This window comes from Qipengyuania sp. JB2-7, from assembly GCF_055693485.1.
This window is the reverse complement of sequence record NZ_CM146335.1, coordinates 1,286,167-1,300,116: the sequence shown is the minus strand read 5'-3', so window position 1 is coordinate 1,300,116 and position 13,950 is coordinate 1,286,167. Positions and strand designations below refer to the sequence as shown.

Annotated in this window: 15 protein-coding genes and 1 pseudogene; 6 read left to right on the top strand and 10 right to left on the bottom strand. The window is 57.3% G+C overall.

The annotated features are described in order from the left end of the window. Positions 1-125: 125 nt before the first annotated feature. Both ACZ1GM_RS06440 and smc read left to right on the top strand, forming a co-directional pair. Complete coding sequence (locus tag ACZ1GM_RS06440; RefSeq protein ID WP_472678514.1) at positions 126-782, top strand: DsbA family protein; 657 nt, start codon at positions 126-128, stop codon at positions 780-782. A 32-nt stretch (positions 783-814) separates the two neighbouring features. Next, positions 815-4,234 carry a chromosome segregation protein SMC gene (gene smc, locus ACZ1GM_RS06435; RefSeq protein WP_472678292.1) on the top strand — a complete coding sequence of 1,140 codons (3,420 nt, stop codon included), beginning with the start codon at positions 815-817 and terminating at the stop codon, positions 4,232-4,234. Between the two features lie 51 nt (positions 4,235-4,285). Here the strand turns inward: smc and ACZ1GM_RS06430 are convergent, their stop codons facing one another. The 5 genes from ACZ1GM_RS06430 to rpmF form a co-directional block, all read right to left on the bottom strand. After that, positions 4,286-4,627, bottom strand: a complete 342-nt coding sequence (locus ACZ1GM_RS06430; RefSeq protein WP_472678291.1) for a MerR family transcriptional regulator — start codon at positions 4,625-4,627, stop codon at positions 4,286-4,288. A 3-nt stretch (positions 4,628-4,630) separates the two neighbouring features. Continuing rightward, the gene (locus ACZ1GM_RS06425; RefSeq protein WP_472678290.1) at positions 4,631-4,927 is read right to left on the bottom strand and encodes an integration host factor subunit alpha; all 297 of its coding nucleotides are present in this window, start codon (positions 4,925-4,927) and stop codon (positions 4,631-4,633) included. Between the two features lie 105 nt (positions 4,928-5,032). Then, the gene (locus ACZ1GM_RS06420) at positions 5,033-5,998 is read right to left on the bottom strand and encodes a beta-ketoacyl-ACP synthase III (protein ID WP_472678289.1); all 966 of its coding nucleotides are present in this window, start codon (positions 5,996-5,998) and stop codon (positions 5,033-5,035) included. Continuing rightward, positions 5,995-7,029 (bottom strand): phosphate acyltransferase PlsX, encoded by a 1,035-nt coding sequence (gene plsX / locus ACZ1GM_RS06415; protein ID WP_472678288.1) that lies wholly within the window; start codon positions 7,027-7,029, stop codon positions 5,995-5,997. Before plsX ends, ACZ1GM_RS06420 begins: the two co-directional genes overlap by 4 nt. A 22-nt stretch (positions 7,030-7,051) precedes the next feature. After that, positions 7,052-7,231, bottom strand: a complete 180-nt coding sequence (rpmF, locus tag ACZ1GM_RS06410) for a 50S ribosomal protein L32 (protein WP_165197281.1) — start codon at positions 7,229-7,231, stop codon at positions 7,052-7,054. Between the two features lie 244 nt (positions 7,232-7,475). Between rpmF and ACZ1GM_RS06405 the strand changes: the two genes are divergently transcribed. Further along, positions 7,476-7,868: an MAPEG family protein gene (locus ACZ1GM_RS06405; RefSeq protein ID WP_472678287.1), complete on the top strand. Its 393-nt coding sequence runs from the start codon at positions 7,476-7,478 to the stop codon at positions 7,866-7,868. Between the two features lie 113 nt (positions 7,869-7,981). Here ACZ1GM_RS06405 and ACZ1GM_RS06400 read toward each other — a convergent pair whose 3' ends face one another. The 3 genes from ACZ1GM_RS06400 to ACZ1GM_RS06390 all read right to left on the bottom strand — a co-directional run bounded on the left by ACZ1GM_RS06400 (position 7,982) and on the right by ACZ1GM_RS06390 (position 9,363). Next, complete coding sequence (locus tag ACZ1GM_RS06400; RefSeq protein WP_472678513.1) at positions 7,982-8,623, bottom strand: MBL fold metallo-hydrolase; 642 nt, start codon at positions 8,621-8,623, stop codon at positions 7,982-7,984. Positions 8,624-8,696: 73 nt separating this feature from the next. Further along, on the bottom strand, positions 8,697-8,798 hold the full coding sequence (locus tag ACZ1GM_RS06395) for a S24 family peptidase (RefSeq protein WP_472678286.1): 102 nt from the start codon (positions 8,796-8,798) through the stop codon (positions 8,697-8,699). After that, positions 8,776-9,363: a S24 family peptidase gene (locus tag ACZ1GM_RS06390; protein WP_472678285.1), complete on the bottom strand. Its 588-nt coding sequence runs from the start codon at positions 9,361-9,363 to the stop codon at positions 8,776-8,778. Before ACZ1GM_RS06390 ends, ACZ1GM_RS06395 begins: the two co-directional genes overlap by 23 nt. A gap of 121 nt (positions 9,364-9,484) precedes the next feature. Here ACZ1GM_RS06390 and ACZ1GM_RS06385 point away from each other — a divergent pair, with 121 nt between their 5' ends. From ACZ1GM_RS06385 to ACZ1GM_RS06375, 3 genes are all read left to right on the top strand, one after another. After that, on the top strand, positions 9,485-9,682 hold the full coding sequence (locus tag ACZ1GM_RS06385; RefSeq protein ID WP_472678284.1) for a hypothetical protein: 198 nt from the start codon (positions 9,485-9,487) through the stop codon (positions 9,680-9,682). After that, on the top strand, positions 9,672-10,037 hold the full coding sequence (locus ACZ1GM_RS06380; protein ID WP_472678283.1) for a hypothetical protein: 366 nt from the start codon (positions 9,672-9,674) through the stop codon (positions 10,035-10,037). Before ACZ1GM_RS06385 ends, ACZ1GM_RS06380 begins: the two co-directional genes overlap by 11 nt. A gap of 78 nt (positions 10,038-10,115) precedes the next feature. Then, on the top strand, positions 10,116-10,700 hold the full coding sequence (locus tag ACZ1GM_RS06375; RefSeq protein ID WP_472678282.1) for a DUF7282 domain-containing protein: 585 nt from the start codon (positions 10,116-10,118) through the stop codon (positions 10,698-10,700). Positions 10,701-10,725: 25 nt separating this feature from the next. On the opposite strand, the gene ACZ1GM_RS06370 is transcribed toward ACZ1GM_RS06375, so the two are convergent. Both ACZ1GM_RS06370 and ACZ1GM_RS06365 read right to left on the bottom strand, forming a co-directional pair. After that, entirely contained in the window at positions 10,726-12,162 is a 1,437-nt protein-coding gene (locus ACZ1GM_RS06370) for an aldehyde dehydrogenase family protein (RefSeq protein ID WP_472678281.1), read from the bottom strand. A gap of 111 nt (positions 12,163-12,273) precedes the next feature. Next, positions 12,274-13,934, bottom strand: a pseudogene (locus tag ACZ1GM_RS06365) (acetolactate synthase large subunit). Between the last annotated feature and the right edge of the window lie 16 nt (positions 13,935-13,950).

The window sequence follows — 13,950 nt, the reverse complement described above, 5'->3', positions numbered from 1 at the left end:
ATAATTTCATAAAGAGGATTTGTTCGTCATGGCTTCGCTTCACCGCCTTTCCATTGCCGCATTCACCGCCCCGCTCGCTCTTGCGCTGACCGCCTGCGGTTCGTACCGGAGCGGACGATGCCGTTCTGGAGGGCGAGCCAATCGCCGAAATTCCCGCGCCGGATGGCACACAATGGACGGACGCTGTCGCCGTCTCTGAATATGATGGATATATTCTCGGTAATCCTGAGGCGCCAATCAAAGTCGTCGAATATGCTTCGCTCACTTGTCCGGCATGCGCAGCATTCGCCACCGACGGCGCTGAGCAGCTCAAGCAAGAATATGTGAGCTCTGGCCGTGTCAGCTTTGAGCTGCGCAATCAGATCCATGGGCCGCACGATTTGATGCTGGCGAAATTGGTCCGCTGCGGTGCGTCCGAAACGTTCCACCCGCTCTCAGACCAGGTTTGGGGCGATCTTCAAAACGTGCTCGCGCCAGTCTTTGAAAATCAGCAGGCCTTCCAGCAGGCGTTGGAATTGCCAGAAGATCAGCGCTTCGTCAGAGCGGCTGAAGTAGCCAATTTCTACGACTTTTTCGCGACGCGCGGCCTAAGTGAAGATCAAGCGCGGACTTGCCTCGCTGATTTTGCATCAATGGAAACCATTGCCGACAATTCGAATACCCAGTCACAGGAATTTGAGGTCACTGGTACGCCTACCTTTTTCATCAATGGGCAAAAGCTTGACGGCGTGATCAACTGGACCGGCCTTGAGCCTGCCCTGCAAAGGGCAGGCGCGCGATAAGGGCGCGATAGCAGAGGGGGACAGCAACGACGATGCTCATCAAGAAGCTCAAACTGAGTGGCTTCAAGAGCTTCGTTGAGCCTGCCGAACTGCGCATCGAACCGGGGCTGACTGGCGTCGTTGGCCCCAATGGCTGCGGCAAGTCGAACTTGCTGGAGGCAATCCGGTGGGTGATGGGCGAAAATTCACCCAAATCGATGCGGTCTGGCGGGATGGAAGATGTCATCTTCGCCGGTACTGCCAGCCGCCCACCACGTGACTTTGCGGAGGTCGTCCTCCACGGCGCGACTGACGATAATGACGAACTGGAGGTCATGCGCCGCATCGAACGCGGTGCAGGCAGCGCTTACCGGGTCAACGGCAAGGATGTGCGGGCGAAAGACGTTGCGCTGACCTTTGCCGATGCCGCGACGGGTGCGCACTCCCCTGCTCTGGTCAGTCAGGGCAAGATCGCACAGGTCATTGCGGCAAAACCAACCGAACGTCGGCAGATGCTGGAGGAAGCCGCAGGTATTGCGGGCCTTCACGTCCGGCGGCGCGATGCGGAAAGCAAGCTGCGCTCTACCGAGAAAAACCTTGAGCGGCTCGAAGACCTGATGGCTGGTCTGGACAGCCAGATCGCCTCTTTGCGCCGCCAAGCCAAGCAGGCCGAACGTTACGCTAAGCTATCCGAACAGATCCGCAGTGCCGAGGCACGACTGGTCTATGCACGCTGGCGCGACGCAGCGGCGGCTGCCGATGAAGCAAAAGAAGCTGCTGCAGGCGCGGAGAGCAAGGTCACTGCCGCAAAAGAGGCTAGCGATGCCGCCCAAAAGGCGCAGGCAGAAGCAGCGATTGCTCTTAATGATGCTCGGGAGGAACTGGCCGACCGGCGCGACGATGCCAGCGCGCATGGGCACCGCATGGCCGCGCTCACCAGCAAGCTTGAGGCCGCGGAACAGCGCCTTGCCGACCTCGACCGGCAGAAGACGCGGTTGGAAGAAGATCGCGGCGATGCCGACCGCCTGACCAAAGACGCAGCGGAAGCTCTGGCCCGTCTCGCCAAAGAACTTGAAAACAACGAGAAGGCGCTCAACGCGGATGAGCATAAGCGCCCCAGCCTTGAGGCCAAGCGTGAGGATACAGAACGCGCCAGTCGTACCGCGGAACTTGCGCTTGCCAAGGCAACCGCTGATCATGCGGGTGTTGAGGCGGAATGGCGCGTTGTCGACGCCGAAATTGAACAGGCCAAGTCGCGCGTTTCGCGGCTTGAGGCCGAAGGTCAGCGGATGGTCGACCAGCGTCAGGCACTCGCTGGTGCAGTCGGCGCGGATGCAGTCGAGAGCGCGAAAGCAACGGCGCAATCTGCCGCTGAAACGCTGCAGACCGCGCAATCGACAATTGAAGAACTTCAAACCCGTAAGGCGGCGTTGCAGGAACAGCGCGACGAGGCAGCCAGCGCTCTGTCCTCCGCACGTGCGGAGCTGGCCGGAGTGGAGCGCGAGCATGGCGCGTTGGAGCGCGATCGTGCTGCGCGGGCCAAACAGGCCGAGAAACGCGCCGGGCGCAAGCAGGCACTCGATGGCGTACGCGCCAAGCCGGGGTACGAACGGGCCCTCGCCGCCGTGCTGGGCCGTGATGGTAAGGCCTTGCTTGGTTCACCAGATGGCCTCGAAGAAGGGCGGTATTGGACCGGTTCTTCGTCAACGCGCAAAGTTCCCGAAAGCCTCGCCCAGTATGTCGATTCCTGCCCCGATGAACTGGCGGCTCGACTTGCCTTGGTTCACATTGCTGACGACGATGATGGGCGCGCGTTGGCACCGGGCGAATGGCTTGTCACACCATCAGGCCATCTGCGGCGTTGGGACGGCTTTGTCGCACGCGGCGAAGGAGCGGCGGAGGCCGCACGGCTTGAGGCGGAAAACCGCTTTGCCGAACTGGATGCGCAACTACCAGCCCTGCGCGACACCGTTGCAAAGACGGAAGCGCAACAGAACAGCACGCATGACGAACTCAGCACCATTCAGCGTGAGATTATAGCCGCTGACCGCTCTGTTGCGGAGGCCGCTGAGGATGAACGCGAAGCTCTGCGCGCAGTAGACCGTGCCGAAGCAGAGCAGGAGCGCGTCGCCAATCGCCTGGCTGAGCTGGATGCCAGCGAAGCGGATCACAAAGAACAGCTGGAGGCGGCACAGACAGAGCTGAAGTCCGCGCAAGAAAAGCACGAGGCACTGCCCGATCCGGAGGCAGGGCGCGCATCGCTGGAGGCGGCGCAGGCAAAGAACGAGGCGGCGCGGGCTGAGCTGCAGGCTGCAAGCGCGGAACTCGCCGCGCATGATCAGGGATTGGCGGTTGCCCGCGAACGCACACAGGCGCAGCGGAGCGATATGGCCAATTGGGAAGCACGCTCCGGCGAAGCGGCCCGGCGTTTGTCGGATATGGCCCGACGCTTCGAGGAAATCGAGGAAGAGCGGGCGATTATCGCTGTCAAACCCGAAGGCCTGATGAAGGAAATCGAGCAAGGCGATGCCGTGCGCGCGCGGCTCACAGAGGAACTTGCCAAGGCTGAGGCTGATGTCGCAACCGCGCAGGAGGCCGCGCAGGAAGCAGATCGCGCCTTCAATACCACAAACGAAGCGCTGGCTCAGGCGCGCGAGGCGCGTGCTGGTCTGGCCGCACGGGCCGAAAATCAGGAAACCCGCCGCGTAGAAATGGCGCGCATTTCCGGCGAACGTTTTCAGTGCCCACCGCCAATGCTGCCAGAGCGATTCACGTTCGATCCCGAGAAAGTCAGCTCATCTGAGCAGGAATCAGAGGAGATGGACCGTCTTACCGCCAGCCGTGAGCGGATTGGTCCGGTCAATTTGGTAGCCGCTGAAGAATTGAAGCGGATTGAAGAAGAGCACGGAACCAGCGCCGAAGAACAGGCAGAGCTGGTGGAAGCAGTGAACCGGCTACGGGGTTCAATTGGCAGCCTGAACCGCGAAGGGCGCGAGCGGCTGCGCGAAGCATTTGAGCAGGTGAATGACCACTTCCAGCGTCTGTTCACGAAACTGTTCGAAGGGGGTCAGGCCCATCTGGCGCTGATCGACAGCGATGATCCGCTTGAGGCAGGACTGGAAATCTTCGCACAGCCACCCGGTAAACGCCTACAATCGCTGACGCTCTTGTCAGGCGGTGAGCAGGCGCTGACCGCGATTGCGCTTATCTTTGGTTTGTTCCTCACCAATCCCGCACCAATCTGTGTCCTGGACGAAGTCGATGCGCCGCTTGATGATGCCAACATCGATCGCTTTTGTGACCTGCTCGATTCCATGGTTCGCGAGACAACCACGCGCTATTTGATCGTCACGCACAATGCCGTAACGATGAGCCGCATGCATCGCCTGTTTGGCGTGACTATGATTGAAAAGGGTATTAGCCGCCTGGTTAGCGTGGACCTTGGCCAAGCGGAATTGCTAGCCGCCGAATAGAACTCTCCCCGCGATCGGGATTGGGGTTCCGCAAATTCACACTTTAGCTGGTTAGGCGTTCAGCGCGGATGCCAGATCCGCCCGAACTGCGTTCAAGCTCCTGACGATGTCAGCATTGCTCACAATGCTTGACGTTTCGCCGGTCTCCAACGCGGCTTTCGCACCTTTCAGAGTATAGCCTTGTGCATTCACCAGATCGTCGATCTGCTCGATCAGCGCCACGTCTTCCGGGCGGTAATAACGGCGCCCACCACTACGTTTCAGCGGCGACAGTGTGGGAAACTGCTCTTCCCAATATCGCAAAACATGCGTTTTGATGCCGAGCGCATTCGCAACCTCACCGATGGTGCGCAGTGCGCCCTCATCCTTACCGTCTACGAAATCTGCGCTCATGCCTTAACCCTTTGAAATCTGTTCTTTCAGCAGTTGACTGGCCCGGAAAGTCAGCACCCGCCTCGAAGTGATCGGGACTTCAATGCCGGTCTTCGGATTACGTCCGATCCGTTCACGCTTGTCGCGCAGAACGAAGCTGCCGAAGCCCGAGATTTTTACATTCTCACCGCGATCCAGTGCCCCGGCCATCTGGTCAAGAATAGCCTCGACCAAGTCTAGGGATTCCGCACGACTGAAACCAAGCTTTCGATTGATCGTCTCAGCAAGATCAGCGCGGGTTAGGGTACCGATAGATGACATAAACGGAGTCTCCTCTCTAAGCGCGACCCAGAGCGAAATTGCACAAAAGTGTTACAACTTTATAGCAATTTTTGCAACGAACGTCCGATGGTTTTCGACGAATAGTCAAATACGTACGAGCGACGCACCCCAAGTGAAGCCCCCGCCCATTGCCTCAAACATCACGAGGTCGCCCGGCTTTATGCGGCCATCCTTGACAGCATGGTCGAGTGCCAAAGGCACTGAGGCGGCAGATGTGTTGGCGTGCCGGTCAACTGTCACGACGATTTTCTTTGACGGCAAGCCGAGCTTGCGTGCTGTCGCATCCAGTATGCGGGCATTCGCTTGATGCGGAACAACCCAGTCGATGTCATCTGCAGAAAGGTGAGTATCCTCAAGCACTTCATGCAGAACATCAGCGAGGTTAACGACCGCGTGGCGGAACACTTCGCGGCCCCGCATCCGCAGCTTGCCCACTTCTCCTGTTGTCGACGGCCCACCATCGACATAAAGTAATTCCTTGTGCGTACCATCGGCATGAAGACGCGTTGCCAGAATGCCCGGGCCATCGCTTTCAACGTCCTGTGCTTCCAAGACAACCGCGCCAGCGCCGTCTCCGAAAAGCACGCAGGTTGTGCGATCTTCCCAATCAAGAATTCTGCTGAAAGTTTCCGCGCCTATCACCAAGGCACGCTTTGCCTGTCCCGTTTTGATCAGCGAGTCGGCAGTACCCAATGCGTATAAGAAGCCTGAGCAAACGGCCTGCACGTCAAATGCGATACCACCGCCGCATCCCAGCGCAGCTTGCACCTGTGTCGCGGTTGCCGGGAACGTGTGGTCCGGCGTCGCCGTTGCTAAGATAATCAGGTCGATGGTACTCCCATCGATATTCGCAGCATCCAGCGCCTTGCGCGCAGCTTCGGTCGCTAAAGTCGAAGTGGTCTCGCCGTCTTCTGCAATGTAGCGCTGACGAATGCCCGTGCGCTCGACAATCCACTCGTCGCTAGTATCGACTTTTTCCGAAAGCTCCGCATTGGTAACGCAATTGGCCGGCAACGCCGAGCCCGTGCCAAGCAGGACGGAGCGGATCACTTTGCGTCTACCCCGCCATTGAGCTTTGCCAGATCATCGGAAATCCGATTAGTGATTTTGTCTTCGAGCAGTCGCGCCGCCACGATAACCGCATTGGCGACGCCTTTCGCATTTGCACTGCCATGACTTTTCACGACGACACCATTCAGACCCAGGAAAACCGCGCCGTTGTGATTATTGGGATCAAGATGGTGCTTCAGAAGTTCTGTCGCCGGTCGAGATACAAGAAAGCCGATCTTCGAGCGCAAGGATGAGCTAAAGGCATTGCGCAGCAGGTCAGTCACAAAACGTGCAGTCCCCTCAATAGCTTTCAAAGCGACATTGCCCGAAAACCCATCTGTCACGACAACATCAACTTCACCGCGATTGATTTTGTCGCTTTCGACAAAGCCGTCAAAAGACATTGCAAGCCCAGTGGCATCCTGAAGCTGCGTCGCCGCACCGCGCAGGGCTTCGGTACCTTTAATCTCCTCCGTGCCGATATTGAGCAGTCGTACCCTAGGCTCCTCGCGGCCCGTCAGGATGCGCGAATAAGCCGCGCCCATAACCGCGAACTGCACAAGGTTGCGAGCATCTGCATCGGTGTTAGCGCCCAAATCGAGCATAACCACGTCGTCCTCGTCGAGTGTCGGCATCACCGCTGCGAGCGCCGGTCGGTCGATACTGGGCATCGTGCGCAACGCGAGCTTGCTCATGGCCATTAAGGCACCCGTATTGCCAGCACTTACCGCCGCGCCAGCGTCACCCTGCTTTACGGCGTTTACAGCCAGCCCCATGCTCGTGGTCTTTGCTCGTCGAATAGCCCGGCTGGGCAATTCATCACCCTCCACGACATCTTCGCAATGAAGGATTTCCGATGCGGTCGACATGCCGGGATGCGCATCAAGGGCTTCCTTAATGCGCGTTTCGTCACCGACGAGAAGAAATTTAAATGCGTCATGGCGACGGCGCGCAATCGCGGCACCTTCCACCATAACACGCACGCCTTCATCGCCGCCCATCGCATCAATGGCGATACGCGGCGTGCTCATGGCGTTCTCCGGTCAGTTATTGTCAGAGGCCGACGGCTACGACTTCGCGACCGTTGTAATAGCCGCAGTGTGGGCACAGATTGTGCGGACGCTTCAGCTCGCCACAGTTTGAGCATTCGTGGAATGCCTCAACCTTCAGCGAATCATGAGCCCGGCGATTACCGCGACGGTGTGGCGATACTTTTCTCTTAGGGACAGCCATGGCGGCACCTGTTCCTCAAATAAATACAAGTCGTTTCGGTTGGCCGCTTAGGCGAAGGAGCGGAACGGCACAAGTGTTTGCGCGCGCTAGACAGCTCCGCTGATGCGGTGAAGCCGCGCTACATAGCCAATTCTCGAGGCAAAGCAACCCTGCGTCGATGCGATATTGGTTGCAAAATACAACTGACCTCTTGCCGAGTGGTAGACCAGCAAGTACGCATGGGATCAAATACGGAGGGAACACAATGATTTTACCCATAACGCTTTGCACTGCTGCCGCCGCTTCCATTCTTGCCGCGTGGCTGATGATCCGGGTGGGTCAAGTGCGGATTGGCGAAAACGTATTGGTCGGGGACGGCGGGAATGAAGCGGTCGTCCGGCGCATGAGAGCCCATGCGAATTTTGTTGAGAATACCCCATTTGCCCTCATTTTGATCGCCGCGATCGAGCTGACCGGCAAAGGCGAACCATGGCTACCGATTGTTGCAGCCGTGTTCATAATCGGACGCATTGCACATGCGTTTGGAATGGATGGCGGCGCACTGGCGAAAGGGCGATTGGTCGGCACTTTGATAACGCTGCTGTCGCATCTGGGCCTTGCGATTGCGGCGGTGCTGATTGTGCTGGGTGTGATTTAGGGGATTTTTTGATGGATGCCCTAGCCACCCGCGCCCTCCACCCTTCCACCCGGAGCCTACCGGGACACTATCCGGGTGGAAGGGTGGAGGGCGCGGGTGGCTAGGCGCCTCAACTAAGAAAGCGCATAATCGCTTACAAACTGATTGGTCTTGCGTTCCTGGCCGAATGTGCTGGTCGGTCCATGCCCCGGAATAAAGGTCACATCATTGCCCAGCGGCCATAGCTTTTGCGTGATCGCATCGATCAGATCCTGATGGTTGCCCATCGGGAAATCAGTACGGCCAATGCTTCCCTGAAACAGAACATCGCCCACAACCGCAAATTTACTGGGCCCATGGAAGAACACCACATGGCCGGGCGTATGACCGGGGCAATGGATTACGTCGAGTTCCAATTCACCGACAGTGACTTTGTCGCCATCGTCGAGCCAACGGTCGGGCTCAAACACCTCACCGCGAATGCCGTATTTCCGGCCATCCTCGTCCAATCGGGAAATCCAGAATCGGTCTGCCTCGTGCGGCCCCTCTATTGGCAAACCCAGCTCTTTCGCGAGGATGCCGCTTTCACCACAATGATCGATATGGCCGTGTGTGATGAGGATTTTTTCCAGCGTTACACCACTTTGCGCGACAGCTGCCTTCAGCTTGTCCAGATCGCCGCCCGGATCAATCAGCGCCCCCTTCATGGTTTTGGTACACCAGATCAGTGAGCAATTCTGCTGGAGCGGTGTAACCGGAACAATACCCGCCTTCATGGGCGGTTGCTTGGTTTCTGGCAGAGCGTCAGTCATGCGTGGCAGATGGCGACTTCCATTGCCGACCGCAAGCCTAAACCCGCCCGCCTTTCCAAACGACGCGGCCAATCACCTCAACCTCGTCCGCAGCAACTTCAATCGGCGGATAAGCCTCATTCGCGCTGACCAGTTTCACGCGGTACGGGCGCGCTCAGCTGCACCTGCTTCACATGCAGGGCATCGCCGATGCGAACCACATGAATGCCCTCGCCCGCCCGTTTGTTGCGGTCGACAAATATCTCATCACCGCTACGCAGCACGGGCTCCATCGAATCACCCTCTACCCGGATCGCGGACAAATCTGCGCCTTCTAGGCCCATCTCGCGCAACCAGCTGCGAGAGAAGCGATAGCAATCGAAGGAAATTTCCGCTGCACTAAAGGATCCAGGGCCCGCCGATGCATCGAGCGGCAACCGAGGAACCTCTAGCCAATCTTCGTTTGATGGCGTCACTGAAGAACCCGCTGTTTCATCGAACAGCCGCGTATCAATGACTCTTGTCGACACCCCTAAAAACTCGGCAATCTTGTTCAAATCTGGAACGTCAAGGTGGCGGGGGCTTCCGCGCATCACATATTGCTGAAGATACGCTGCGTTACGGCCAATTAACCGAGACAAACCCGCCAAACTGGCACCCCGAGATTTCGCCAAATCCTGTAAGCGCCCCCGCGCATGCTTTTCGTCCGATGAGATGTTTTCCATAATTTTTCCTATAGCATAGGATTTTTCCTAGACAAGTAGGATTTGAGTTGGAACAAATAATGAACATTGGGCGATTCGATAGCACCGAAATGCTCAGGCCAACACTGTCAAAGGGAACGCTATGTTGATTAGATCTGTCGAAACCTTCCTGCGCCAGCATGATATGCCAGCGACCAAATTCGGGCGCCTCGCCGCACATGATCCGCGCTTCGTGCTCGATTTGCGAATGGGCCGCGAACCTCGCCCCATGACAGAGGCACGCATCCGCGCGTTTGTGGACGGCTTCTCCGCTGGACGGGAGAATGCACATGTCGGATGAAAGCGCTCCTCCCCGCACTGGCAAGCCGCATCGATTCACTCGCAAAAGCCCAGGTGACCGACTAAAAGAAGCACTTATGACGCTCAGCCAGCATCAGGCGCAGGTTCTTCGCCATGATGAGAAAGCATGGGCCAGCATTACCTTTGCCGGAACTAGGCATGAACTGACCTTGCTGTTCGTGGGTGATGACGCGGTCACGGCGGGCGAGCATTTCATCGCGGAACTGCCTGACCATGAGTTTACGATTGCGGGGCAGCTTGTGGCCGATGCAGCCATCAGCAGCGCCAAGCATCGGATGCTGCCCTCCCCGCGTCTTGTGGTGGAATGTGAAGTACTGTTGCTGGAAGAGGGGTGAGCAGCGCCGTCGAGTGATGCTCGCTCCTTCCCACTCAAGCCGGTTCATGATAGCCGTTCCCTTGAGAGGGAAAGCCTTATGATCCGACTGGTCATTGCAACCGCCATCGCATTTTCGAGCGCCGCCTGCGCAAGTGGAATTGCAGCCGTTAACGCAGCATCGGCTGGTGAACAATTACCCGACCCAACGGCAATGACCTCCGAATCTACGCGCAGCACTTCCCGTATAACCCTCGGCAATGGTGAACTAAACTCGATTCAGATCGAGGGGCTGAGGCGCGTTAGCGGTGTCACCCCGTTTTCTTACGAACGTACTGATGGCGATCAGACATCATCATTTCGCGGCGACTCCACCGCGTTGACCTTTTCTGAAGTCGTTATCGCCGAGCCAGGCTTCATCGTCCTTCATCCTGTGATCGATGGACGACCCAATGGCGACATGGTCTCAGGGTTTGCTTATCTCGATGCGGGCAAGAACACGGACGTCACCGTCAGGATCGACCACCCAGCCGACACGGGCGAGAAGTTCCTCGTGATGCTGCACAAGGATGTTGATCGCGACCGCGTTCTCGATTTCGTGTTTGTCGAAGACGGCATCAATGTCGAAGACACTGCGGTGTTTGAAGGCACCACAATGGTCGCTCACATCTTCGCGGTCCCTTAAGTTCGCGACCTTCTGAGCACTGTAACTAGTTTCGCCGGATCACCAGGTTCCGGATTTCGGTCATATCCTCCATCGCGAAGCGGATACCCTCGCGGTAGAGGCCAGAGTCTTTCACGCCGCCATAAGGCATATTGTCAACGCGATAGGACGACACGTCGTTCACCACCACGCCGCCGACATCAAGCGTATCCCAAGCATCAAGCACCTGATGCAGGTCGCGCGTAAAGATACCGGCCTGCAAGCCAAACTTGGAATTGTTCACCTGATCCAATGCGTCATAGAAGTCGCTGAACTTGCTCAGATTGGCGAGCGGGCCGAATGCCTCCTCCCAGTTTGCATCAGCCTTACAAGGCACATTCTCCAGCAATGTCGCCTCAAGCATGTTACCGTTGGACAAGCCGCCACCGCAGAGCAGCTTCGCACCGTCCGCAATCGCATCGTCGATCCAGCCTTTGAGACGCCCGGCCTCCCCATCGGAAATCATCGGTCCGATAAATGTGTCGCGGTCCTTGGGGTCACCCGCGACAAGGGACCTCGTCTTCTCGACCAGCATGTCCTTAAACCGATCATAGATGTCATCGTGGATGATGACCCGCTGCACCCCGATACAACTCTGTCCAGACTGATAGAACGCGCCGAAAATGATCCTTTCCAGCGCGTGATCGAGATCGGCATCCTTGTCGACGATCACCGCCGCATTGCCGCCCAGCTCCAAGATAACAGGTTTTTTGCCAGCTTTGGATTTTAGCTCCCAACCGACGCCGGGCGATCCGGTAAAGCTCAGCAGCTTGAGCCTCTCATCAGTGGTAAAGAGGTCCGCGCCATCGCGACTTGCCGGCAGGATCGAAAACGCACCTTCGGGCAGGTCAGTCTCGGCCAGAACTTCGCCCATGATAAGCGCCCCAAGCGGTGTCTTGCTGGCCGGTTTCATTACGAAAGGGCAACCCACCGCAATCGCTGGGGCAATCTTGTGCGCGGCGAGATTGAGCGGGAAATTGAACGGCGAGATAAAGCTGCATGGCCCGATCGGCACGCGTTTCCACATACCCATATAGCCCTTCGCGCGGGCAGAAATGTCGAGCGGTTGTACTTCGCCATAATTGCGCGTTGATTCTTCCGCGGCGATTTTGAAAGTGTCGATCAGGCGATCGACCTCGCCCTCTGCATCCTTGATCGGTTTGCCTGCCTCAACACAAAGCGAATAAGCGAGCTCGTCATAGCGCTCGCGGAAGCGTGATACGCAGTGTAGCAAGACATCCTGCCGCTCATAGCTCGCCATCTTAGCCATCGGCTCGGTCGCACGAACCGCACCTGCGATGCCCTCCTCAATCACATCCGGAGTCGCGAGTGCCGTGCGAAAGGCCACCTCGCCAGTAAACTTATCGGTCACTTCCAGATCGGTGTTCGGCTGCGCCGCTTTGTTATTGAGATAGAGCGGATATGTGTCTTTAAGCTCGGGCATATTAACATCTCATCGTCATTGCGAGCAAAGCGAAGTAATCCAGTTGGGATGGCGCTTTGCTCTGGATTGCTTCGTCGCTGCACTTCTCGCAATGACGAATGAATAGTGACATCACAGCTTCTTGGACAAATCCTTGATATCCTCATTCAGGATTTGATCGTTCTCGGAATAGTCCACCGGGCAATCGATCAAATGAACCCCCGGCGTGTCGCGACAATGCGCGAGCGTCTCGCGCAAGTGATCGCTGCCCTCAATGCGATAGCCATGCGCGCCAAAACTTTCAGCGAATTTCACGAAATCGGGGTTGCCATAGGTCAGCCCCCAATCCTGAAAACCCATATTGGCTTGCTTCCAGCGGATCATCCCATAAGCGCCGTCATTCAGGATCAGCACGGTGAGGTTGACGCCCAAGCGAACGGTACCGTTTCCATCTCCTGATCATTCATCATAAAGCCGCCATCGCCGCAAATCGCCATCACCTTGCGATCAGGATAAAGCATCGCGCTCATTATCGCTGACGGTAGCCCCGCCCCCATACTGGCCAGCGCATTATCGAGCAGTACCGTGTTTGGCAGATGAGCGGAATAGCCGCGCGCGAACCATATTTTGTAGACGCCATTGTCGAGGCAGATGATGCCGTCTTCCGGCTGGCATTCACGCACTTGTTGTACCAGATGTGGCGGGAAGATCGGAAAGCGTGCATCCTCGGCAAGGCCGTTGGTATGCGCGACTTCAGCCTGGCGATAACGAGTCAGTTCGCCGCTCGACCAATGCCCCTGTTTCACAATGTCTTCTTTCATTTGCCAGATGGCGTTGGCGATATCGCCAATCACCTCGATCTGCGGGAAATAGACCGGGTCAACTTCAGTCGTGCGCGTACTGACGTGAATCACTGTCTGCCCATCGTCGTGCATGAAGAATGGCGGCTTCTCGATCACATCATGGCCGATATTCACGATGCAATCAGCCTCCTCAATCGCGCGATGGCAGAAATCGCCCGCTGACAGTGCCGCACAACCGAGAAACAGCGGATGTCGCTCATCAATCACGCCCTTGCCCATCTGTGTGGTTACGAACGGAATACCGGTCTTCTCAACGAATTGGTTGAGCATCCGCCCGGTCATCTTGCGGTTGGCGCCCGCACCAATGACCAGAATGGGTTTTTTGGCTTTCTCAAGCGCTTCCACTGCCAACCGAACCGCCTTGTGTTCTGCACTGGGTCGGCGGGCAACCGACGCGGGGATCGGTGCGCCATGGCATGGCTCCTCCGCGATATCCTCTGGCAGCTCGAGATGCACCGCACCGGGTTTTTCTTCCTCTGCCAGGCGGAAAGCCTCGCGCACACGGCTGGGAATATTATCGCCCGCATGCAATTGATGCGTGTATTTCGTGATCGGCTCCATCATCGCGACCACGTCAAGGATCTGGAAGCGACCCTGCTTCGATTTCTTGATCGGCTTTTGCCCAGTAATCGCCAAAGTCGGCATTCCGCCAAGCTGTGAGTAAGCAACGGCTGTCACCATATTGGTCGCACCCGGCCCAAGCGTCGCTAGGAACACGCCAGTCTTACCTGTGTGGCGACCGTATGTGGCGGCCATAAAGCCTGCGCCTTGTTCATGCCGGGTCAGGATCAGCTTGATCTGCTTGCTGTTCGAGAGGCTTTCCAGAAAATCGAGATTTTCCTCGCCCGGAACCCCAAAAATGTACTCGCAGCCTTCGGCCTCAAGACATTCGACAAACAAATCAGATGCTTTTTTCTCGGTATTCGACATCGCGTTAACTCCAAAG